The organism is Paraeggerthella sp. (genome assembly GCF_048427265.1).
GTDB lineage: Bacteria > Actinomycetota > Coriobacteriia > Coriobacteriales > Eggerthellaceae > Paraeggerthella > Paraeggerthella hominis.
Map to the genome: position 1 here is coordinate 1 of NZ_DBFOSR010000067.1, position 21,072 is coordinate 21,072.

Genomic DNA, 21,072 nt, shown 5'->3' on the forward strand with positions numbered 1-21,072 from the left:
AGCGCTACACCTCGCGCTCGACCACCGCGGCGATCGCCGCCGCATGGCGTTCGGCGTCTTCAGCGCTTGCAGCCTCCACCATCACGCGCACCACCGGCTCGGTGCCGGAGGGTCGCAGCAGCACGCGCCCGGAATCGCCCAGGGCGTCTTCGGCAGCGCGGACGGCGGCCTGCACGGCGTCGTTGTCGTCCACGGCATGCTTGTCTTGCACCTTCACGTTGATGAGGGTCTGCGGGAAGCGCGTCATGACGGAGGCAGCCTCTTCGACGGATTTCCCGGCACGCTTGCAGGCGGCCAGGAACTGGAGCGCCGTCACCAAGCCGTCGCCCGTAGAGTTGTGCTCGAGGAAGATCATGTGGCCGCTCTGCTCGCCGCCGACGACGAACCCGCCTTCGCGCATGGCCTCCAGCACGTAGCGGTCGCCCACCTTCGTCTGGACAAGCTCGATGCCCGCATCGCGCAGCGCATGCGTGAGGCCCAGATTGCACATGACCGTGGACACGGCCGTGTTGCCGGGCAGCAGGCCGCGCTGCTTCAGGTCGATGGCGCACACCGTTCCCACCACGTCGCCGTCGATCTCGTTGCCCCGCGCGTCCACCAACATGACGCGGTCGGCATCGCCGTCATGCGCGATGCCCACGTCGGCTCCGATCTCGGCCACCAGATCGCGCACGGGACCCAGATGCGTCGATCCGCACTGCACGTTGATGTCGGTTCCGTCGAAGTCCTCGTTGACGACCACCACGTCGGCGCCCAAACGGCGCAGCGCCTCGGCGCTGGTCATGCACGAAGCCCCATGCCCCACGTCAAGGGCCACCTTCAAGCCCGCCAGGTCAATCCCGTCGCGCGTCACCGTGGACACGGCGTGGGCGATGTAGAGCTCGCACGCATCCTCGACCGGCAGCGAAACGCCCACGGCATCGCCCGCCGGCAGCTCCTCGGCCGCCGCGCCGCCGCGCACCACGAACGCCTCGATGTCGTCCTCCACCGCATCGGGCAGCTTGAAACCCTGGGCGTCGAACAGCTTGATGCCGTTGTACTCCGGCGGATTGTGGGAAGCGGAGATGACCACGCCGCCGTCGCAGTGCAGCTCGCGCACCAGCAGCGCGATGGCGGGCGTGGGGATGATCCCCGCCAACAGCGCCGTGCCGCCCATCGACATGACGCCCGCAGCAACGGACGACTCCAGCATGTCGCCCGACAAGCGGGTGTCCTTGCCGATCAAAATGGTCTTCCCCTGAAACGCCACGGCGGCTTGCCCCAGCTTGAAAGCCAGGTCGCACGTGAGTTCCGTATTGGCGATGCCGCGAACGCCATCGGTTCCGAATAGTCGTGCCATGATGATGTCCCTCTCTAGTCCAACAGGTTCAGCAAAGGTCAGCAAGGTCGGAGGTCGGAAGCCCGCGCCGCCGGACCGCTTCGATAGCCGCAAGGCCGTCGGGACCGTTTACTTTCCCCTTTTCACGAACGCTTCGTGCAGGCGAACGCCGCCGCACGGGCGCTCCTCGTCCGTCATGCGGTTGTTGAGTTCGGCTGCAAATTCGTCCAGGTCGATGCCGTAGCGTTCAAGCAGAACGAACAGATGGTACACCACGTCGGCCGCTTCGTAGCGCAGATGGTCGACGGCGTCGGAATACTCCGTCGGAAGGTCCACGTCAAGCGACGTCGCCTCCTCTTCCTGCGCCGAATCCGCCTGGCATGCCAGCGCAGCAGCCAGCGACGAGCATGCCCAAGACTCCACGTCTTTGGCCGCGAGCGCAACTTCGCCCGCCTCTTCCATGATCTTTTTCAGCACGTCGTCGACGGAACCGGAAAGCAAGCGGTGCGTGTAGCTTTCCTCCCCCGCCTCGCGCCGTGCGGCGATGGCGCCGCTCAAAGACTCGAGCGTTGCGCCTATAGGGGAAGCCGGCGGCGTTTCGCCAGCCGGAATGTAGGTCTTATGTGACACTGGGCAACCTTTCTCGACGATTCGCCGATGTGCTCGGTCGCGGGGCATGCGCAGCGCGCTGCAGCGCCGAAACGCTGCATCTCCCAATCCGAGCACGGGCCTATGCAAAAGGGGCGCGCCTGAGCGCGCCCCTTGCAGCTGTTACTCCGCGTCGTCCGCGTTGGAGGCTTCCTCTTCCTCCTTGCCCGTCAGGCCGAAGCCCAGCGATCCCACGGAACCCAGCAGCGCATCCAATTCCTCCAGGTTGCGCTGGTAGGAACGAGGCGGCAAAGCCTCGCCCAGCATGTCCTCGCCTTCGGTGTTGAAGGTGGCAGGCTCGTCGCCGCCGATGAGGACGGTGTCGTCCGGGCTGAACACCATGTCGAGCAGCTGGGACATGTCGTCGCTCGTAGCCGCCAGATCGTCCTCGATCACGTGCGTCAAACCGCGCTCCTCCAAGCCCTCCTTCAGCTCTTCGATGGCCTTCACGCCAATGCCCTCGATGCGCAGCAGGTCCTCTTCGGTGTGGCCCACCAAATCGGCCACCGTCTCGATGCCGGCCTCGCTGAACTTGTTGGCCCAGCGCTGGGACACGCCCAGGTCGTCGTAGATGTACAGGCGCGCATCCTCGTCGGACAGCTGCGGACCGCGATGGCCCAGCGACAGGCCGCTGTAGTAGCTGCCGTAATTCGAGCCCATGTTGAGGTAGCCGTCGCCGTCAAGAGACCAATCCTGCGGCTGCGGCAGCAGCTCCTCGATCTCGCGCAACGCATCCGGAGCGAAGTCGGGAAGCGTCTCGCCCGCCACGCCGGAAACCGGACGGCCCTTGTAGGTAAGGCCCACTTCGCGGTAGCGCGTCAGGCCCGTGCCCGCCGGGATCGGCTTGCCGATGATGACGTTCTCCTTCAGGCCGGCCAAATGGTCGATCTTGCCCTCGATGGCAGCGTCCGTGAGAACCTTCGTGGTCTCCTGGAACGATGCGGCGGACAGGAACGAATCCGTGGCCAGCGAAGCCTTCGTGATGCCCAGCAGCAGCGGCTGGCCCACGGGCGGCTCCTTGCCTTCGGCGATAAGCGCGTTGGCAACGCCTTCGAACTCGAAGCGGTTGACCTGGCGACCCGGCAAAAGCTCGGAATCGCCCGCGTCGAGCACGGCCACCTTGCGCAGCATCTGGCGCGCGATAACCTCGATGTGCTTGTCGTTGATGTCAACGCCCTGGGACACGTACACGCCCTGGACCTGGCTCACGATGTAGCGCAGCGTGGTGTTCGGGTCGGTCAGGCGCAGCAGGTCGTGCGGGTTCACGGAACCCTTCGTCAGCTGCTGGCCCACCTTGACCTGGCAGCCGTCGCTCACGCCCGGAAGCATCTGGGCGCGGGCGCTTACCACGTACTCGCGGAAGTTGCCCTGCTGGTCGTGGATGGTCAGCGTCTTGAACTGCTTGTCGCCCGAGATCTGCAGCGTACCGGAGATCTCGGCCAGCACGGCAAGACCCTTCGGCTTGCGCGCCTCGAAAAGCTCCTGAACACGAGGCAGACCGTGCGTGATGTCCTCGCCTGCGACGCCGCCGGTGTGGAACGTACGCATGGTAAGCTGGGTGCCCGGCTCGCCAATGGACTGGGCGGCGATGATGCCCACCGCCGTGCCGATGTTCACCGGACGCGCCGTAGCAAGGTCCCAACCGTAGCACTTCTGGCATACGCCCTGGTCGGCATGGCAGGTCATGACTGTGCGGATGATCAGTTCCTCGACGCCCGCAGCGTCCATGGCGCGCAGTTGGTCCATGCTGGTCATGTACTCGCCCGCAGCCAGGATAACGGTGCCGTCGGCGCCCTTCACGTCTTCGAGCAGGCAGCGGCCGATCAGGTTCTCGTCCACCTCGCCCTTGTCGTTGTGCAGCGGATAGGGCACGCCGTCGGTGGTGCCGCAGTCGATCTCTCGGATGATGACGTCTTGCGCCACGTCCACCAGACGACGGGTCAGGTAACCCGAGTCGGCGGTACGCAGAGCCGTGTCGGCCAGACCCTTACGAGCACCGTGCGTGGAGATGAAGTACTCCAACACCGACAGGCCCTCGCGGAAGTTCGCCTTAATGGGTCGGTCGATGATCTCGCCCTTCGGGTCGGACATGAGGCCACGCATACCGGCCAGCTGGCGGATCTGCTTGATGTTGCCTCGTGCACCGGAGAACGCCATCATGTAGATGGGGTTGAACTTGTCGAAGTTCTCGGCCATCGCGTCGCCGACCGCCTCGTTGGCTTCGTTCCAGATGTCGACGACCTGCTTGTGACGCTCGTCGGGGCTCATGAGGCCCATCTCGTAGTCCTCGTCGATAGCCGCGACCTTCGCGTCGGCAGCAGCCAGGATCTCGCCCTTCTGCGGCGGCACGGTGGCGTCGTACACCGAAACGGTAACGCCAGCGCGCGTGGCGTAGTGGAAGCCTGCGTCCTTCAGGCCGTCGAGGATGGCGGGCACCTTCGACAGCTCGTAGCGGTTGCAGACGTCCTCCACCAGACGGCTGATCTCCTTCTTGTTCATTTCGTAGTTCAAGAAGGGGTAGCTGTCGGGCAGCACGTTGTTGAACGTGATACGACCGATGGTGGTTTCGATGCGCTCGCCGGCCTTGTGCTCTTCGAACTTGCCGAAAGCCGTTGCCACCTGGGTGTCCCTGCTCAGGCGCACCCAGATCTTGGCCTGCAGGTCAAGATCGGCGCGAGCGTCGTAGGCGTTCAGCGCGTCAGCGAAGTCGATGAACGCGCGTCCCTCGCCCTCGAAGCCGTCGCGAGCGGCCGTGAGGTAGTACAGGCCGATGATCATGTCCTGCGTCGGCACGGTCAGCGGACGGCCGTGAGCCGGGGATTTGATGTTGTTGGCGGACAGCATGAGCACGCGGGCCTCGGCCTGGGCCTCGGCGCCCAAGGGCACGTGCACGGCCATCTGGTCGCCGTCGAAGTCGGCGTTGAAGGCAGTGCAGACCAGCGGGTGCAGCTTGATGGCCTTGCCCTCGACCAGCACCGGCTCGAACGCCTGGATGCCCAGACGGTGCAGGGTTGGCGCGCGGTTCAGCAGCACCGGATGCTCGGTGATGACTTCTTCCAGCACGTCCCACACGTAGCTGGCGCCACGGTCGACAGCGCGCTTCGCAGCCTTGATGTTGGCGGCGTACTCAAGCTCCACCAGACGCTTCATTACGAAGGGCTTGAACAGCTCGAGCGCCATCTGCGACGGCAGGCCGCACTGGTGCAGCTTGAGCTGCGGGCCGACGACGATAACCGAACGGCCGGAGTAGTCGACGCGCTTGCCCAGCAGGTTCTGGCGGAAGCGGCCCTGCTTGCCCTTGAGCATGTCGGACAGCGACTTCAGCGGGCGGTTGCCCGGGCCCGTGACGGGGCGGCCGCGGCGGCCGTTGTCGAACAGGCTGTCGACGGCCTCCTGCAGCATGCGCTTCTCGTTGTTGACGATGATCTCGGGAGCGCCCAGGTCCAGCAGGCGCTTGAGACGGTTGTTGCGGTTGATGACGCGACGGTACAGGTCGTTCAAGTCCGACGTGGCGAAGCGGCCGCCGTCGAGCTGCACCATGGGGCGCAGGTCGGGCGGGATGACCGGGATAACGTCCAGGATCATGTCGGACGGCTTGTTCTCGGACTTGAGGAACGCGTCGACCACCTTGAGGCGCTTGATGGCCTTGGCGCGCTTCTGGCCCTTGCCGTTGGCGATGGTGTCGCGCAGCTCTTCGGACACGGCCGCAAGGTCCATGGCGTCCAGCAGGTCGCGCACGGACTCGGCGCCCATGCCGCCCGTGAAGTAGTCGCGGTAGTTGAGGCGCATCTCGCGATACAGGGCCTCGTCCGGCACGAGCTGCTTCGGCTCGACCTTCATGAAGGCGTCGAAGGCGTCCTGACGCAGCGACTTGCGCTCGTTGAACTCCTCGTAGATGTCGGCGATCTCCTCGTCGACCTCCTCGGCGGTCATGCGCTCGTCCTCGTCGATATCGTCAACGAAATCGTCGTCCTCGGGCACGTAGTCCACGGACAGACGGCGCGTGGCCTCGACGAGGCGGTCGCGCTCAGCGTCCAGCTCTTCGAGGTCGGCGGCCAGCTCGTCGCGCAGCTCGTCGGCGTCCTCCTCGCGAGCTTCCTTGTCAACCGACGTGATGATGGAGGAGGCGAAGTACAGAACCTTCTCCAGCTCCTTCGGCGGGATGTCCAGCAGGTAGCCCAGACGGCTCGGGCTGCCCTTGAAGTACCAGATATGGCTCACAGGCGCGGCCAGCTCGATGTGGCCCATGCGCTCGCGGCGAACCTTGCTGCGCGTGACCTCCACGCCGCAGCGCTCGCAGACGATGCCCTTGAAGCGGACGCGCTTGTACTTGCCGCACGCGCACTCCCAGTCCTTCGTGGGGCCGAAGATCTTCTCGCAGAACAGGCCGTCCTTCTCCGGCTTGAGCGTGCGGTAGTTGATCGTCTCGGGCTTCTTGACCTCGCCGCGCGACCAGCTGCGCACGTCCTCGGCATTGGCCAGAGAGATACGCAAAGCGTCGAAATTGTTAACGTCGAATTCCGTCGTCATTTATCGCTCCTCTCCTTCACCGATGAGGTCGTTCGTGTCGTTGTTGCTTTCGCCCATCAATTCTCCCAGCTCAGCGGCAATGCTGTCGAGAGCGTTCGCCGCGTCGTCCTCTTCCGTCTTGCGCGCGTCGGCCGCGATGGCCTCGTACAGCGCACGGTCGCCATCATCCTGACGGTCGATGTCCTTGGTGACGTCGATCGTCTGGTGGTCGTGACCCTCAAGCTCCACGTTCAAGCAGAGCGACTTCATTTCCTTGACCAGAACCTTGAAGCTCTCGGGCACCTCGGCAGCCGGGATGTTCTCGCCCTTGACGATGGACTCGTAGGACTTGACGCGGCCGGCGGTGTCGTCGGACTTCACGGTCAAGATCTCCTGGAGCACGTTGGAAGCGCCGTACGCGTACAGCGCCCACACTTCCATCTCGCCAAAGCGCTGGCCGCCGAACTGGGCCTTACCGCCCAGAGGCTGCTGCGTGATCAGGCTGTAGGGGCCGGTCGAACGCGCGTGGATCTTGTCGTCCACCATGTGGCCCAGCTTCAGGATGTAGCTCTGGCCAACCGTGATGGGCTCGCGGAACTTCTCGCCCGTGCGGCCGTCGTAGAGCCAGGTCTTGCCGGTGCGGGAAAGCTGCGGCACGAACTCGTCGCGGGCCTTCTCGCCGTACTTGTAATGGTTGTAGTTGATCAGGTTGCGGTTCGCCTTCTCGATGGCGTCGGAGATCTCCTTCTCCGTAGCGCCGTCGAAGACGGGCGTGGCCACGTGCATCGGGCCCTCCACGACCTCCTCGGTCTCCTCCTCGTCGGACCAGCCCCACTTCGCGGCCCAGCCCAGGTGGTTCTCAAGCAGCTGGCCCACGTTCATTCGGGACGGAACGCCCAGGGGGTTCAGGATGACGTCGATGGGGGTGCCGTCGGCGAGGTACGGCATGTCCTCGACCGGCAGCACGCGGGAGATAACGCCCTTGTTGCCGTGGCGGCCGGACAGCTTGTCGCCCTGCTGAACCTTGCGCTTCTGAGCCACGTAGATGCGAACGAGCTCGTTCACGCCCGGAGCCAGCTCGTCGCCGGCGTCGCGGCTGAAGCGGCTCATGCCGATGACGCGGCCGCCGGAGCCGTGAGGCACCTTGAGCGACGTGTCGCGGACCTCGCGGGCTTTCTCGCCGAAGATGGCACGCAGCAGGCGCTCCTCAGCCGTGAGCTCGGTTTCGCCCTTCGGCGTGACCTTGCCCACCAGCACGTCGCCCGGGAACACCTCGGCGCCCACGCGGATGATGCCGTCGGCGTCCAGGTCGCCGATCATGTCGTCGGAGATGTTCGGGATCTCGCGGGTGATCTCCTCGGGTCCCAGCTTCGTGTCGCGGGCATCCACCTCGTACTCGGAGATGTGGATGGACGTGAGCAGGTCCTCGGCCACCACGCGCTCGGACACGATGATAGCGTCCTCGTAGTTGTAGCCTTCCCACGGCATGTAGGCCACCATGAGGTTCTGGCCCAGCGCCAGCTCGCCGCCGTCGCAGGACGGGCCGTCAGCCAGCACGTCGCCGGCCTGGACCTCGTCGCCCTTGCGCACGATGGGACGGTGGTTGATGCAGCCGCTCTGGTTGGAGCGCTGGAACTTCGGCACCAGATACTCGTCGTACTCGCCGTCGTTGTTCAGGATGATGATGGTCTGGCCGTCGACGTAGTCCACGACGCCCGGGTTCTGGGCGACCAGGATCTCGCCGGAGTCGACCGCGATGCGGTGCTCGATGCCGGTGCCCACGAGCGGCGCGCTCGGACGCAGCAAGGGCACGGCCTGGCGCTGCATGTTCGAACCCATGAGGGCGCGGTTCGCGTCGTCGTGCTCGAGGAACGGGATGAGCGACGTTGCGACCGACGTCATCTGGCGCGGGGACACGTCCATGTAGTCGATCTGCGCGGGCGGCACCTCGTCGGGCTCGCCGAAGACGCCGGCGGCGTCCTTCGTGCGGCAGAGAACCTTCTTGTCGACCGTGAACGAACCGTCCTCGGCGTACGTGACGAACTCGCGCGTTTCGAGGTCGAACGTCTCGTTCGCCTGGGCGATGGTGTAGTTCTCCTCCTCGTCGGCGGTCAGGTAGTCGATCTCGTCGGTCACCTTGCCGTCGACGATGCGGCGATACGGCGTCTCGATGAAGCCGTAGGGGTTGATGCGAGCGTACGTGGCCAGCGAGCCGATGAGGCCGATGTTCGGGCCTTCAGGCGTCTCGATGGGGCACATGCGACCGTAGTGGGAGGTGTGCACGTCGCGCACCTCGAAGCCGGCGCGCTCGCGGGACAGGCCGCCCGGGCCGAGGGCCGACAGACGACGCTTGTGCGTGATGCCGGCGGCGGGGTTGGTCTGGTCCATGAACTGGGACAGCTGCGAGGAGCCGAAGAACTCCTTGATGGCCGCCACGATGGGACGGATGTTCACGAGCGACTGCGGCGTGATCTCGTCGGGCTCCTGCATGCTCATGCGCTCGCGGACGACGCGCTCCATGCGGGACAGGCCGATGCGGAACTGGTTCTGGATCAGCTCGCCCACGGTGCGGATGCGGCGGTTGCCGAAGTGGTCGATGTCGTCGGTCTGCACGCCTTCGACGCCGGCATGCAGCGCGACGATGTACTGCATCGTCTTCACGATGTCGTCGTCGGTCAGCGTGGAAGCCTCGTAGTCGGGATCGAAGCCCAGCTTCTTGTTGATCTTGTAGCGACCGACTTTCGCCAGGTCGTAGCGCTGCGGGTTGAAGAACAAGCCCTCGAGCAGCGTGCGGGCGGAGTCGATGGTGGGAGGCTCGCCGGGACGGAAGCGCTTGTACAGCTCGATGAGCGACTCTTCCTTCGTGGTGGCGGGGTCGCGGTCGAGCGTGCGCAGCACCATTTCGTCGGCGCCCAGAAGCTCGATGATCTCCTCGCGCGTCTCAGCCAGGCCGAGGGCGCGCACGAGCAGCGTAGCCGGCTGCTTGCGCTTGCGGTCGATGCGCACGGACAGGATGTCGCGCTTGTCGGTTTCGAATTCGAGCCACGCGCCGCGGCTGGGAATGACCTTGGCGTTGTAGAGCATCTTGTCAGACGCCTTGTCGCGCTCGGAGGCGAAGTACACGCCCGGGGAGCGGACCAGCTGGCTGACGACGACGCGCTCGGTGCCGTTGATGATGAACGTACCGCGCGGGGTCATGAGCGGGAAGTCGCCCATGAACACGTCCTGCTCTTTGATTTCGCCCGTTTCACGGTTGATGAAGCGGATCTCCACGAACAGCGGCGCCTGGTAGGAGACGTCCTTCTCCTTGCACTCGTCAACCGAGTACTTCGGCTCGCCAAACTCGTGCTTGCCGAACTCCACGCACATATCTTTCGTGTTGTTCTCGATGGGGCTGATGTCACGGAACGCTTGCGCCAGGCCCTCGCCCTTGAAGAACTCGAAACTATCCGTCTGGATAGCGATCAAGTTGGGGACGTCCATGACGTCCGGAATCTTGGCGAAGTTTCGCCGATCCCTATAAAGGCTGGTCTGATCAGTCGTTTTTCCTTGAGCCACGAGGCTTTTCCTCCTTCATGTGCACCCGCAAAAATGCGAAAAAGTCGCAAGTTTTAAAAATAGTGCGCCCGTCAAGCCATGTCAAGAAAAATTTTTACGAACTGTGGAAATTTATTGTGGATTTGGCTGTTCATCTGGGCGGATGTCGTTGGAATTTTTGGATGCGGAAGGCGATTTTTCGCGCGGCGAGAGGCGGCTGCGGAGTTGCGCGTGCGGCGGGGGCGGGAGGCGGGGGCCGAGGGGCTGCGCGCGCGGCGGGGGCTCGGGCGACTCCTCCCCCGGAACCCACCTGGAGCGATCGCCGCCAGAGCGCACGCATCCGCAGCGGCTTCCAGCCTTGCGCGCGGCGGGGCCGCCGTTCGCCGCCGCTCGCTGCCCGCCGTTCGCTGCCTACCGTTGCCCGCAGCCGCCTGCCGCCTGCCGTTGCCCACTGTCAAAACGAGCGAGTTTTGCTGGTCCTCAAGGCAGAATAATAGCGAACGACAAGCTTATGACCTGGCACGATGCAAAACCGCCTCACGCGAAACCGCCCCGATGCGGCAAAAATCGCCGCAAAACTCGTCCGTTTTGACAAAAGGGGACGCTTCCGCTGCTGAACGAGGTGGAGCCAGGCAACACGACGCAACCGGATCAACCTTGCCGACGCGACGCGCCGCCGATGCACCTGGTTGCCCAGCAATTCTGTTTAATTTGTCGCAAAGCCATGGAGAAGACGCCGCCGAACTGGCTTCCTCTCGCGCGCGCGTGAGAAACTTATTGTTCCGCTTCGTGCTGATTCCTCCGATCGGCCCCGGCGGATGCGCGTCTTGGCGCGCACTACCACAAACGCAGATGAAACGCACCATACACGCAGAACGGAGGTCCCCATGGGACAACCCAGCGCACCGAAGGCGCTCGCCTTAGGCGTATCGCTTTCCCTTGCATGCAGCATGATGCCAGCAGCGGCCCTTGCCGACGAGCCCATTCCTTCCGAAGCTGCTTCGACGGACGCATCGGCTTCGAACGCGATACAGAAGCCCGCGGATTACGACAAGGACGACTTCTACTCCGATAACTTGCCGAAAACCAGGCTTGCTCGCTCTATCGCAATGCCGTACGCGGTGTCGCTCGATCCGGTTGCAGTTTCAAGCGAGATGAAGTACTTCGCAAAATACGAGAGCGGCAGGAACTACAACCAGGGGCTTTCCTATGGCGACGGATACCATGCAATGGGGTATTACCAGTTCGACAACCGCCACACCCTCAAGGGATTTCTGGAGGCATGCTACGCGTACGATCCTGAAACGTACCACATGTTCGAGTGGGTTTCCTCCACGGACATCTCGGGCGATTTGTACGACGAAAGCGCCAGGAAGCTGACCGAGGTCGGCCAGAGGCTCGAAGATTCATGGCACCTTGCATACGCCGCCAACCCGACCGAGTTCTCCGGCCTGCAGGACAGCTACGCGTACAACAACTCGTACCTTCCCGCGCAGGAATACCTGGCCAGCAGAGGCATCGACATTTCGAACCGCTCCGATGCCGTGAAGGGCCTGTGCTGGGGCTTGAACAGCCTGTTCGGACCTTCCGGTTGGAAGAAGTTCGTGGGCGGCGTTTCGGACGGATACGACTGGAACGGCACGTACCATTACCTTAGCGAAGGGTACGACTGGCCGGGAGCCGGGCTTACCAACGACATGACCGACCGCGAGTTCGTCACCAAGCTATGCAACTACGTGGTGGAGAACGTGAGCGTGTTCTACAAGGGCCAGCCCCAGTACCACCAGGGCTGGGAAAACCGTTACCGCAACGAACTGAACGACTGCCTGGCGTTCATCACCCAGCACGAGCAAGATGCAGAAGCGAACAAGCCGGCGCCGGCGCCCGACCCCGATCCTGCGCCGGAGGCAACGCCCACCCCGAACCCGGCTCCGGGCGAGACGCCGGCTCCGAACGAACCTTCGACGCCTGTCGAACCCGCCCCATCCCCCAACGAACCGACGGCTCCTATTGAGCCGCCCACGCCTTCCACTCCCGAGAACGGCGGCTCTGGCGAAGGCGCGCCGGGCAATGCCGATCGACCGGGATCGGAAGATGTCGTCGTGCCTGCTCCCCCGGCAAGCAACGAGAACCCCTCGCCAGAGGAAAGCAAACCTGGCACGGGAGAGCCGAACGCACCCGCCCCGCCCGACAACTCGACGGGCAACGGGGACCAGTCGGCGTCGGGCAACGGAGGATCGAACGAGGGGAATTCGTCGAACGCCCAGGACCAGGGAGCGGAAAACGGCCCGAAGCAGGAAGTCTCCGATTCGGAATCCGGGAGCAAGCTGGAAGAACCCGGTGCAACCTTGACGACAGAAACCTCCGGAACATCCAAGACCGAAGCCAAGCCCTTGCCCGCAGCTGCGAAGGAGTCGAAAACCTCGAACCTGACCCAAACGGGTGACGAGAGCACGAGCACGCCCCTTGTGGTTGCACTCGCTTCGGCGTGTCTCGCCCTTGTGGCAGGCGCCGCGCTGGCCATGAGGAAGCTTCTGGGAAGAGGTTAACCGCGCAGATCAACGCACATGTCGAGACGAGCCCCGAAACGGGGCTCGTCTTTTTTGGGGACGCAAATCGAGAAGGCGAACGGTTAAGCCCGATCAAAGAGCCGACAATTCCGCCCGATGCCACTTCAACAAGCACTGAGTCACCAATAGAATGCGGGAGAAATAACCGTCCGGGCTTTGCTCTTCCACGCAATCTCTAAAGGACCCAATCCAATCAAGTGGGTGATCGTCGATAAAGGAAGCGAGTTTCTGCCGAGCGTCCACGATCTCGACAGGATCGCCCGACAGCCAGCGACATCGATCGGAAAGGTATAGCAGTTCGATGCCCATATGGTCTTCATACTGGCGATTGTCGTTTCGAAGTTCAAGGCCGGCCTCGCGCAACAATTGACGCATTTCGAAAGTAGCTTGACCGAAGCCAACCGTAACGTTCGAAGCTCGATACATCGTTTCCCATGGCGGTGCCAAAGGAGACGGAGGACCAATAAACAGGCGGGTATATTCCACGGCGCAGCGTTCGACCGAGTCTTCCCCGCTCTCCTCTGCGCGTGAGCGAACAGACTGAGTCCAGCAAACGCACGCAGCAACGGCGTCAGTCAAACCTTGATCTCCGAACGTAGGAAACGCCTCCCAAAAGCGCCCGTCAAGACCAACCGACGCCGTCATGGTCATAGGAGCAAGCAGCGAATTGCCCAGGAATCCGTACGCCTCAGACAAAGCCTTCCAAGGAATACCGGCCATAGAGTCGTCCTTTCTTGAAATCAGTCGACGCGCCGAACCTGACAAAAGCGTCCGGCGCATTCTTTCTCTTACTGAACAGATTCCGACGCGGGCTCAACCACGCGACGCGCATCTGCCGAAGAGGTATTCGTCCTATTCGTCGGCATCAGCATACGCGTCAGCGCCACGAACGCCAAAGCCCCCAATGCCACAACGCCCAATACTACAACGACTTCAACCCAAGTAGGAACGTAGGTACCAGCCAGCGCCCACATGTCGGTACCTCCCTGCTGGGCATTAACAGTTCCCAACGACACACCCGGAGCACCCGGCACATTAAAATGGGAGAACGAGGTAAGCAGCAGCCACACGCGCTTGAAGAACACGCCAGCCACCACCAGCACGCTGGAGAAAACAACCAAACCTTGCCGTTGACGGTTTTTCGCAAACGCCAGAATGCAAAACGGAATCAGCAAGCCAACCACAATTTCAAACCAGAAGAAAGGCGCAGTCGCTCCGGTTGTCATGATGGCTAACGTATCGGCTCCGGCAGCACCTGGATAAGCCATGGTCAGAACCTCGCAGCCGATAAAGAACGCGTCGACAGCAACGCATACAGCCAAAAGTCCCGCCAAGTTCGCCAACAGTCTCTTGTCCGTCTTGAACACACCCGACTTGTTCAATCCGTTCAACACCAGAAGCAGCAACGCCAAGCCCGAATCCATAGCCGAAGCCACAAACAACGGCGCCATGATGGCGGAATACCAACCCTCTCGCGCAATCTGCAGACCGAAGATCCACGCGGTCACTGAATGCACCAGAATAGCGATGGGCAAGGCAAAGCGACTAACGACAGCAACCTTATCCTGGGCACCCGGCTTTTTTGACGTCATAAAGTACAGGTACGCCAGGTTGATGACAAGATACATCGTGATAACGCAAATATCCCAGAACAAGGGGGAGATCACGTTCGGTCCCGTAACAATGCGCCACACCCGTTGAATGCCGCCAAGATCGATAAGCACGAACATTCCTGCGCAGCAGATGCACACCGTGGATAGAATAACCGCGGGCAACGCCACCTTCTTGTAATCGGACACATGAAACACGCTAGCCGACGATGCAACGATGAGGCCGCCGGCCGACAAGCCCACAAAGAACATGAAGCACGTGATGTAAAGGCCCCACGACGTGCCGTTATTCATGCCCGTCACGCCAAGACCACCCATCAGCTGATAAATCCAAGCGGCAACACCCGCCACCGTCAGCATTCCCAGCACCCCGATGGCAGCTTTAGTTTTCGTAGAGGTTTGCATGGTTTGCACCTCCTCCCTAGTTGAAGTAATGGACTTGCGGGCGGGTACCTTGTTCCTCAAGGAGGACGCCGGCCTTGCGAGCAACGACGAGCTTCGATATCTCGCTCTCGGGATCATCAAGATCACCGAATGTGCGAGCTTTTGATAGGCAGCATTTCACGCACATAGGCTGCTCGTCGCGGTCGGTGCGCTCTTTGCACAACGTGCACTTTTCAGCAACGCCCTTTCCGCGCACCGGTACGCTTTTGTCTCCATAATTGAAATCAGGATCGCGAACCGGATCACTCCAATTAAACACGCGTGCATTGTACGGACAAGCAGCCATGCACATACGGCAACCGATGCACTTTTCGTAGTCAATTTCCACGCGTCCCTTGTCATCCTTGTACGTAGCCCCCGTCGGACATACGCGCAAGCACGCCGGATTCTCGCAATGCTGGCAGGCAATAGGCAGATACGTGCGCGTAACATCAGGGTAAGTTCCTTGAACTCCGAACTCAGATTCGCATCCCTCATTAATCACTCGGTTCCACGTCATGCCCATGGGCACATTGTTCTGCATCTTGCACGCCATTGCACACGTATTGCAACCAGTGCAGCGATCCAAATTGATAGCTATTCCCAGCCTAGTCATTCGATCACCTATGCTTTCTTAACTTCGATGAGCGTGTCGTTGAAAGGAGTAACACGACCTTTGGCAAGTGCTTTTCCCCTGGGGTTGACGGCATCATTGGTGACATTTTGCAAGTCCCCAGAACCCATGTACTGACTCCAAATGCCCTCGACAATAACAGCCATGCCCGGACGAACCGCCTCAGTGGCGACGCATTCGCAACTGAAGGAACCGCGATCGTTAAACGCTTCGACCATATCACCGGACGCCAACCCACGCGAAGATACGTCGCCCGGGTTCATTTCTAGCGTCGGTTTGTAATACTGACGTATCCACGTAGCGTCCATGAGGTTCTGGTGAATGAAGTACTTCGATCGACGCTGGGTCATAACCAAAGGGTATTTCTCTCGCAAGGGATTCTCTTCGTAAGCCTCGCAAGGAGCTTCGTATTGAGGCAAGGCTTGATCATGCTTTACAAGATTCTCGTAATACAGATCTATCTTTCCCGATGTGGTTTTATAGGTTTGGCCACTATAGCTACGCGCAATCTCAGGCTGATTCTTAAGCGCCACCACACCGTTGCTGGCAATAACCTCGTCAAGCGTTATGCCAGCAATCGCTTTGTCGGTGGCACAATCAAGCTGAAAGCGGGCGAGTTCTTCCTGGCTTTTCGGCAGAAAATCTCCGTACCCCAAGCGCTTCGCCATTTCGCAATCGATCCAAAAATCGGTTTTGCTTTCAAACAAAGGATCGAGCACTTTCTGCTGGAGAAGAACATGGCCGCGCAGCGCGCGCAAGAAACCCACTTCTTCGTCGACTTCAAAATGAGAGCAAACAGGAAGGACAATGTCAGCCCAATCAACCGAAGGAGTATGCCAAATGTCCTGAACGACAACGAAATCGAGCGTTTTCGCCCATTCGTTCGTTCGATTCTGGTTTCCCGCAATTTGCTGAAAGCCTCCGTTTTGAACCCACATGAAACGAATGCCGCTCTCTTCATCGCGGTAGTCAACGCTCGCTTTGGGAGCCGGTGCCGTCTTGCATTCATCGGGAAGCGGCCAACTAGCCAGTTTTCCTGCGCCGAATATCTTTTGGTAAGCATTGACGTACGCGCCTGCGCCCCAACCAGGAATGTCAGTTCCAAACGAACCCACAAGGGTCGCAAGCAAAACGGCTGCATGCCCGGCAACATCAGCGTTATAGAACTTCTCACCACCGCCGAATCCAAACGAGAGAATCGAAGGTCCGTGGTTTGCATACTTGTCGGTTATTTCGACAAGAACATCTTCATCTACGCCCGTTGTCCTCGCAGCCCATGAAGCAGGGTATTTTTTCTGGCTTTCTTTTAGCAGTCGAAAAACAGTGACGAACTCTTCGCCATTGATGGACGTTTCGAAATCAAGCACTGGGTCTACGCCATCTGCGCGGTATCCAGCAAGCGAGCCCGTGCGCCCATCCCAAACCATGAACGGATTATCGTCACCTGTTTGCTTGCCGTCGACGGCAGGGCGCTCCCTTAAAAGCGATCCATCGGAACGCTTGACCAAGAAAGGCATGCTGGTATTAGCCTTAAGATACGGCTCGTTATACCATTCATTCTCTAGAATGATTGTAATCATCCCCAGATACAATGCCGAATCAGTACCCGCGATCATAGGTATCCAGCGAGAGCTTTTTGCAGCAGTGGTGCAAAAATTGGGATCCAGCGTGATAATTTCTGCACCCGCTTCCTTTGCCTCAAAGAAGTAAGGAGCCGTCACCATGCAGGTTTCGAGCATATTGCAACCGACGTTGAGAATGGTTTTAGCATTTTTCCAGTCAGCAACTTCATTCGAGGATGCTCCCTGTTGACCAGATTCAGCCAATGCCGGCGAAAACCCATTCCCTAAACCGATATCAATGCCGCGGTGGGGTTTTTCTTGTCCTTTGAGAAGCTTTGGCAAGAACGTGGTTAGGGAATCCACTGCCGTCTGGAAAGCAATGGCCCCTGCGCCGTACTTTTCTTGGGTTTCCTTTACCTTGTCGGCAATGGTGTCAAGAGCCTCTTCCCAAGTTATCTCGATAAAATCTCCCGACCCCCTCTCGCCAACGCGCTTTAGGGGAACCTGCAGCCGCTCAGAGCTGTATGTATGCTGGATCTCAGAGATACCCTTCAAGCATACGGTTTCGTTTCTCTTATCCGGCCAAGTATTCGGCTCGACAAGAACCATGCGACCATCGCGAACGGTGCACTTCAAGTGGCAGTTGCATTGACAATGTCGATAGTGGAATGTATACCCCACTCGCTCCTCAGGCTCGGCGTGGGCCTCCGAGGGCGCAAGCCAACCATCGGGCGTAGTCATGCCAACGGCGCCCGCAAGGCCCAACGCCCCAGCCGCAACGCCGGTTGTTTTCAGGAAACTCCTACGCGTGAGCCCGCTCTGCGAGCTGGTTGTTCCTGACATTTCTCCTCCTCCAAAGATCTCGTCAGGATATCCCCCTGCGAAATGGATCGCGAATCTATTGCCGCGAATCCCAAGCGCAATCCTATCGGATATCCCCCAATACGTTCCTGACAAGAATTGGCCAAATTCCCTTGCCTGCACTATACGAAATTATCCTATGACAATCAATGATTGTCATAGGATAATTTACCGGCAGTATTATTCTATTTTAGAAACAATGTCAGCGGTCGCTTCAGCTCGTACCGTTCAATGCAAAGCGCGGGAACCTTCAAATCCAGCAGATCAATAGCAGGAACGTCGACCCCGCACATCCGAGCAGTCGACAAGCACAAGCATTCAACCAGCATCAAGTCCGACAAGCTTACGCCGCACAATTCTGCAAGATCGGTTTGCGTGTAGCCTTGCGCCTTGCGCTCGGCTCGCACGGCTCGACCTATGGCACGAATCAAGGGTAATCGGACGAGAATTATTGCGTACGCACGAATTGTGTACAGAACAGCCACGCAACTTGGAAACGCGACAACAAGACCTTACGCTTTCCCGCCTTTCCCGCCAAGAACGTCTTTCGCAGCGTCGCCGAGCACGTCCCCAAAGCCCTCGCTGAAACTGCTTGGCACCACAACCGTGCCGCCGGTTTCCCGAACGCTCTCATACAGAAGATGCATGGAGCGCAACCGCAGCGCAGCATCGTTTCGCGCGTATGTATCGCCCATATCGTCCATCATTTCGCAGATGTCCTGCTCAGCCTCCATAAGAATGATGCGAGCCTTCTTGCGCTGCTCGGCCTGAGCCTCAAGCGACATAACATCTTGCAACTCCTTCGGCAGCAAGATGTCGCGGATCTCCACCGACAGAATGGTAATGCCCCAAGGCTCCACCTTCTCTTCGAGCGCGCGTTTGAGTTCGCGGTCCAGCTGTTCGCGGCGAATGGCAACCTCAGCCGCACCTCCCCGACCGATAGCGTCGCGCAAAGCCGTCTGAGCGGCAAGCTCCACCGCGCGCGTGAAGTCCCCCACCTCCATGCACGCTGCCTTTGCATCCCACACGTGCCAGAACAGGACCGCGTTCACATCGAGCGGCACCAGGTCGGCCGTCAGGGTTTCTTCGGCTCCGAACGTGGTCACGCGAACGCGGTTGTCCACGCGCATGGTGTTCTGCTCGACAATAGGGATGGTCCAGAACAACCCCGGCCCGGAGACTCGATTGAACTTGCCGAAACGCAGCACCACCACCTTTTCCCACTGCTGCGCGATATGCGTAGACATGGCAGCCAGCAGCCCCATAACCAGCGAAAGCGCAAGAGAAACCAGCCCCATACGACCCGTTGCCCCTATCGAGATGCCCATAATCAGGCAAAACGTCACCAGAAACACCGTCGCGGTAAACAGCAGCACGCCCGCGCTCGAAGCGCGCTCGCCCGCCACTTCCGTATTCGCATCGGGAAGCACCCTCCACGAGGAACGCCCTCCGAACGAACGCGACTCGGCTTCAGTCGTCCGCCTGCGCCGAGCATTCCTGCTGTTTTCAAGATTCATGTCGGTTTCTTCCCTCTTCTTATACCAGTTGATCATGCGCCGCGCACTTTGCCGCCAGATGCACCGATCACGTCCACCTTCACGATACGGCCAGATCCCTCCACTGAAGTATCGTCCTCAATCCCCTCGGCCATTTTTGCCTGCTTGATCTTAAGGAGCATGCACCGCTGCACGTCGTCAAGAGACAAGCCCAGGTCGCGACACGCCGCAATGCAATCGTCCATAAGGCTATCGATCTCCTTTGCGAATCCTTCGTCCATCTCCGCATCCAAGTCGCGCACGAACACGCCACGCCCACGCGTCGATTCCAGATATCCATCGGACACAAGGCTGAGATACGCCTTGTTCACCGTGTTGTAGTTGATGGAAATGTCGGACGCCAGCCCACGCACCGTCGGCAACCGATCGCCCGGCTTGAAATAACCGGAATTGATCAAATAGATAAGCCGCTGGCGCAGCTGTACCCACAAAGGCACGTCGGTAGTTGCATCAACTTCGAAAGGAAACGTGGACTTATCCATTGGTCGCACTCTCCATCCTTATCACAATCCCATCTGCAAAACAGGCTGCATTCCCACTTCAACCAGGCAATACCGCAAAGCGAGCCCACCGGCTAAAACACCCGCAGCCACAGCTAAAGCCATCATCGGCAAAGGCTTCGCAACCCGCACGATCGCCAAATCAGCCGCAAGCGGAAAGGCAAGTCCGCCCGCCGCGAACACAACCCAAAACAGCCACGCGTCCGGGCCGCCAACCAAAACCTGCGACGAGACGGCCAGCGCCTGTCCGGTGCCGCTCGAACCGGAAAACGCAGGAGCCCCCAGCGCGGTCAGCCCCGAAACCGCAGCTACGTAAGCTGCCGCAACCAGAATCTCGCACGCCACGACCACGGCATCGACAGCCGCCAGCCGCCGAAACACGCCCCCGAACATTCGCGCTGCGCCTGAGAACTGACCGACAGCCAGAACCATAGCGCATCCGCACGAAAGCGACGAAAAGACGAACAGCACCGGAAGCCAAGGCGTCGACCAGAGCGGCACCGAGGGCATGCTCTGCAGCAGTAAGCCCGTATACGCCATGGTCACGACCGATGCCAAAGCCAGCAAAACCTCGGCCACGCGAACCACCGCAACCGAGAGGCGGGCCAAGCCGACCCATGCAACCAGCAAGAAGCACGCCAGCAAGAAGCACGCGGCCAAAGCCCAGGCGCCCGCCGCAACGTACGACAATGAAGGGTTCAGAAGCAGCGACGCCACGCGATCGATGCGCCCGACGTCCGCCAGCAAGCAGACCATGCCAGCTCCAAGCGCCGTCAATCCCGCGGCAAGCCCCGGAGCAAGCAGTCGCCTATACGCTTCAGGCAGGCGAACGATCCTGCAAGGCGAACCCGTGCGACCAGGCATGCGCTGCACGGTCAGAGAAGCAGGAGACAGCAAGCTCAGCGCAGCCGAAACCAGGCAAGCACCGGCTCCCGCGCCGCCCAAGAACAAGTAGCACACGATCAGCGATCCGAACAACGCGCCGCCCCCCTCCCTGGCCGCAAGCCTTCTCCCAAACGCCCGCACATTATCCTAAGACAATTATCGAGAACATTGTACGCGATTTCGGAAAGGTATGCAGCGGAGCGTGACGAAGGGCCTGCCGCACCGCCTCGTTGCAGCTTGAGACTTCTAGCGCAGCGCGTTTCCCGAAGGGCGCTTCGGCATCAGAGGTGATTGATCGAGGAAGCCTCCGCGGGAGGCGGAGACGACGAAAGACGCAGCGCTTGGAGGCGATGGCACGAACTGGCGGGTCTGCGCTGCGTGAAGCGCCCTACGGAGGGCGTCGTTTCGTGCGCTCGCACGAAAACACCAGGCCAGGGAACAGGGGGTCGCGGGCGGCGT

The 21,072-nt window shown here is 60.7% G+C and carries 12 protein-coding genes; 1 reads left to right on the forward strand and 11 read right to left on the reverse strand.

The window, feature by feature from the left end:
* Nucleotides 1-4: 4 nt before the first annotated feature.
* From glmM to ACMNI9_RS06440, 4 genes are all read right to left on the reverse strand, one after another.
* Nucleotides 5-1,339, reverse strand: a complete 1,335-nt coding sequence (gene glmM, locus ACMNI9_RS06425; protein ID WP_418831288.1) for a phosphoglucosamine mutase — start codon at nucleotides 1,337-1,339, stop codon at nucleotides 5-7.
* A gap of 108 nt (nucleotides 1,340-1,447) precedes the next feature.
* Complete coding sequence (locus ACMNI9_RS06430; RefSeq protein ID WP_114567897.1) at nucleotides 1,448-1,948, reverse strand: phosphoribosyl-ATP pyrophosphatase; 501 nt, start codon at nucleotides 1,946-1,948, stop codon at nucleotides 1,448-1,450.
* Nucleotides 1,949-2,089: 141 nt separating this feature from the next.
* Nucleotides 2,090-6,496 (reverse strand): DNA-directed RNA polymerase subunit beta', encoded by a 4,407-nt coding sequence (locus tag ACMNI9_RS06435; protein WP_418831289.1) that lies wholly within the window; start codon nucleotides 6,494-6,496, stop codon nucleotides 2,090-2,092.
* Entirely contained in the window at nucleotides 6,497-10,033 is a 3,537-nt protein-coding gene (locus tag ACMNI9_RS06440) for a DNA-directed RNA polymerase subunit beta (protein WP_114567895.1), read from the reverse strand.
* An 866-nt stretch (nucleotides 10,034-10,899) separates the two neighbouring features.
* On the opposite strand from ACMNI9_RS06440, the gene ACMNI9_RS06445 reads away from it, so the two are divergent.
* Nucleotides 10,900-12,561 carry a hypothetical protein gene (locus ACMNI9_RS06445; RefSeq protein WP_418831290.1) on the forward strand — a complete coding sequence of 554 codons (1,662 nt, stop codon included), beginning with the start codon at nucleotides 10,900-10,902 and terminating at the stop codon, nucleotides 12,559-12,561.
* 93 nt (nucleotides 12,562-12,654) lie between these two features.
* On the opposite strand, the gene ACMNI9_RS06450 is transcribed toward ACMNI9_RS06445, so the two are convergent.
* The 7 genes from ACMNI9_RS06450 to nrfD (ACMNI9_RS06480) form a co-directional block, all read right to left on the reverse strand.
* Entirely contained in the window at nucleotides 12,655-13,302 is a 648-nt protein-coding gene (locus ACMNI9_RS06450) for a TorD/DmsD family molecular chaperone (RefSeq protein WP_114567003.1), read from the reverse strand.
* 68 nt (nucleotides 13,303-13,370) lie between these two features.
* A complete protein-coding gene (gene nrfD / locus ACMNI9_RS06455; RefSeq protein WP_114567004.1) occupies nucleotides 13,371-14,597 on the reverse strand; it encodes an NrfD/PsrC family molybdoenzyme membrane anchor subunit in 1,227 nt (408 codons plus the stop codon).
* Between the two features lie 16 nt (nucleotides 14,598-14,613).
* The gene (locus ACMNI9_RS06460) at nucleotides 14,614-15,231 is read right to left on the reverse strand and encodes a 4Fe-4S dicluster domain-containing protein (RefSeq protein WP_114567005.1); all 618 of its coding nucleotides are present in this window, start codon (nucleotides 15,229-15,231) and stop codon (nucleotides 14,614-14,616) included.
* An 8-nt stretch (nucleotides 15,232-15,239) separates the two neighbouring features.
* A complete protein-coding gene (locus ACMNI9_RS06465; RefSeq protein ID WP_418831291.1) occupies nucleotides 15,240-17,654 on the reverse strand; it encodes a molybdopterin-dependent oxidoreductase in 2,415 nt (804 codons plus the stop codon).
* Between the two features lie 530 nt (nucleotides 17,655-18,184).
* Nucleotides 18,185-19,225 carry a slipin family protein gene (locus ACMNI9_RS06470; protein WP_418831292.1) on the reverse strand — a complete coding sequence of 347 codons (1,041 nt, stop codon included), beginning with the start codon at nucleotides 19,223-19,225 and terminating at the stop codon, nucleotides 18,185-18,187.
* Nucleotides 19,222-19,710: a GntR family transcriptional regulator gene (locus tag ACMNI9_RS06475; protein WP_114567008.1), complete on the reverse strand. Its 489-nt coding sequence runs from the start codon at nucleotides 19,708-19,710 to the stop codon at nucleotides 19,222-19,224. Before ACMNI9_RS06475 ends, ACMNI9_RS06470 begins: the two co-directional genes overlap by 4 nt.
* Nucleotides 19,711-19,731: 21 nt before the next feature.
* The gene (gene nrfD, locus ACMNI9_RS06480; protein WP_216528959.1) at nucleotides 19,732-20,706 is read right to left on the reverse strand and encodes an NrfD/PsrC family molybdoenzyme membrane anchor subunit; all 975 of its coding nucleotides are present in this window, start codon (nucleotides 20,704-20,706) and stop codon (nucleotides 19,732-19,734) included.
* Nucleotides 20,707-21,072: the final 366 nt, after the last annotated feature.

Bases quoted from the DNA above. Each gene is read 5' to 3' on its own strand.
- glmM (WP_418831288.1), bottom strand. From the start codon at position 1,339: ATGGCACGACTATTCGGAACCGATGGCGTTCGCGGCATCGCCAATACG.
- ACMNI9_RS06435 (WP_418831289.1), bottom strand. From the start codon at position 6,496: ATGACGACGGAATTCGACGTTAACAATTTCGACGCTTTGCGTATCTCT.
- ACMNI9_RS06445 (WP_418831290.1), top strand. From the start codon at position 10,900: ATGGGACAACCCAGCGCACCGAAGGCGCTCGCCTTAGGCGTATCGCTT.
- ACMNI9_RS06450 (WP_114567003.1), bottom strand. From the start codon at position 13,302: ATGGCCGGTATTCCTTGGAAGGCTTTGTCTGAGGCGTACGGATTCCTG.
- nrfD (WP_114567004.1), bottom strand. From the start codon at position 14,597: ATGCAAACCTCTACGAAAACTAAAGCTGCCATCGGGGTGCTGGGAATG.
- ACMNI9_RS06460 (WP_114567005.1), bottom strand. From the start codon at position 15,231: ATGACTAGGCTGGGAATAGCTATCAATTTGGATCGCTGCACTGGTTGC.
- ACMNI9_RS06465 (WP_418831291.1), bottom strand. From the start codon at position 17,654: ATGTCAGGAACAACCAGCTCGCAGAGCGGGCTCACGCGTAGGAGTTTC.
- ACMNI9_RS06470 (WP_418831292.1), bottom strand. From the start codon at position 19,225: ATGATCAACTGGTATAAGAAGAGGGAAGAAACCGACATGAATCTTGAA.
- ACMNI9_RS06475 (WP_114567008.1), bottom strand. From the start codon at position 19,710: ATGGATAAGTCCACGTTTCCTTTCGAAGTTGATGCAACTACCGACGTG.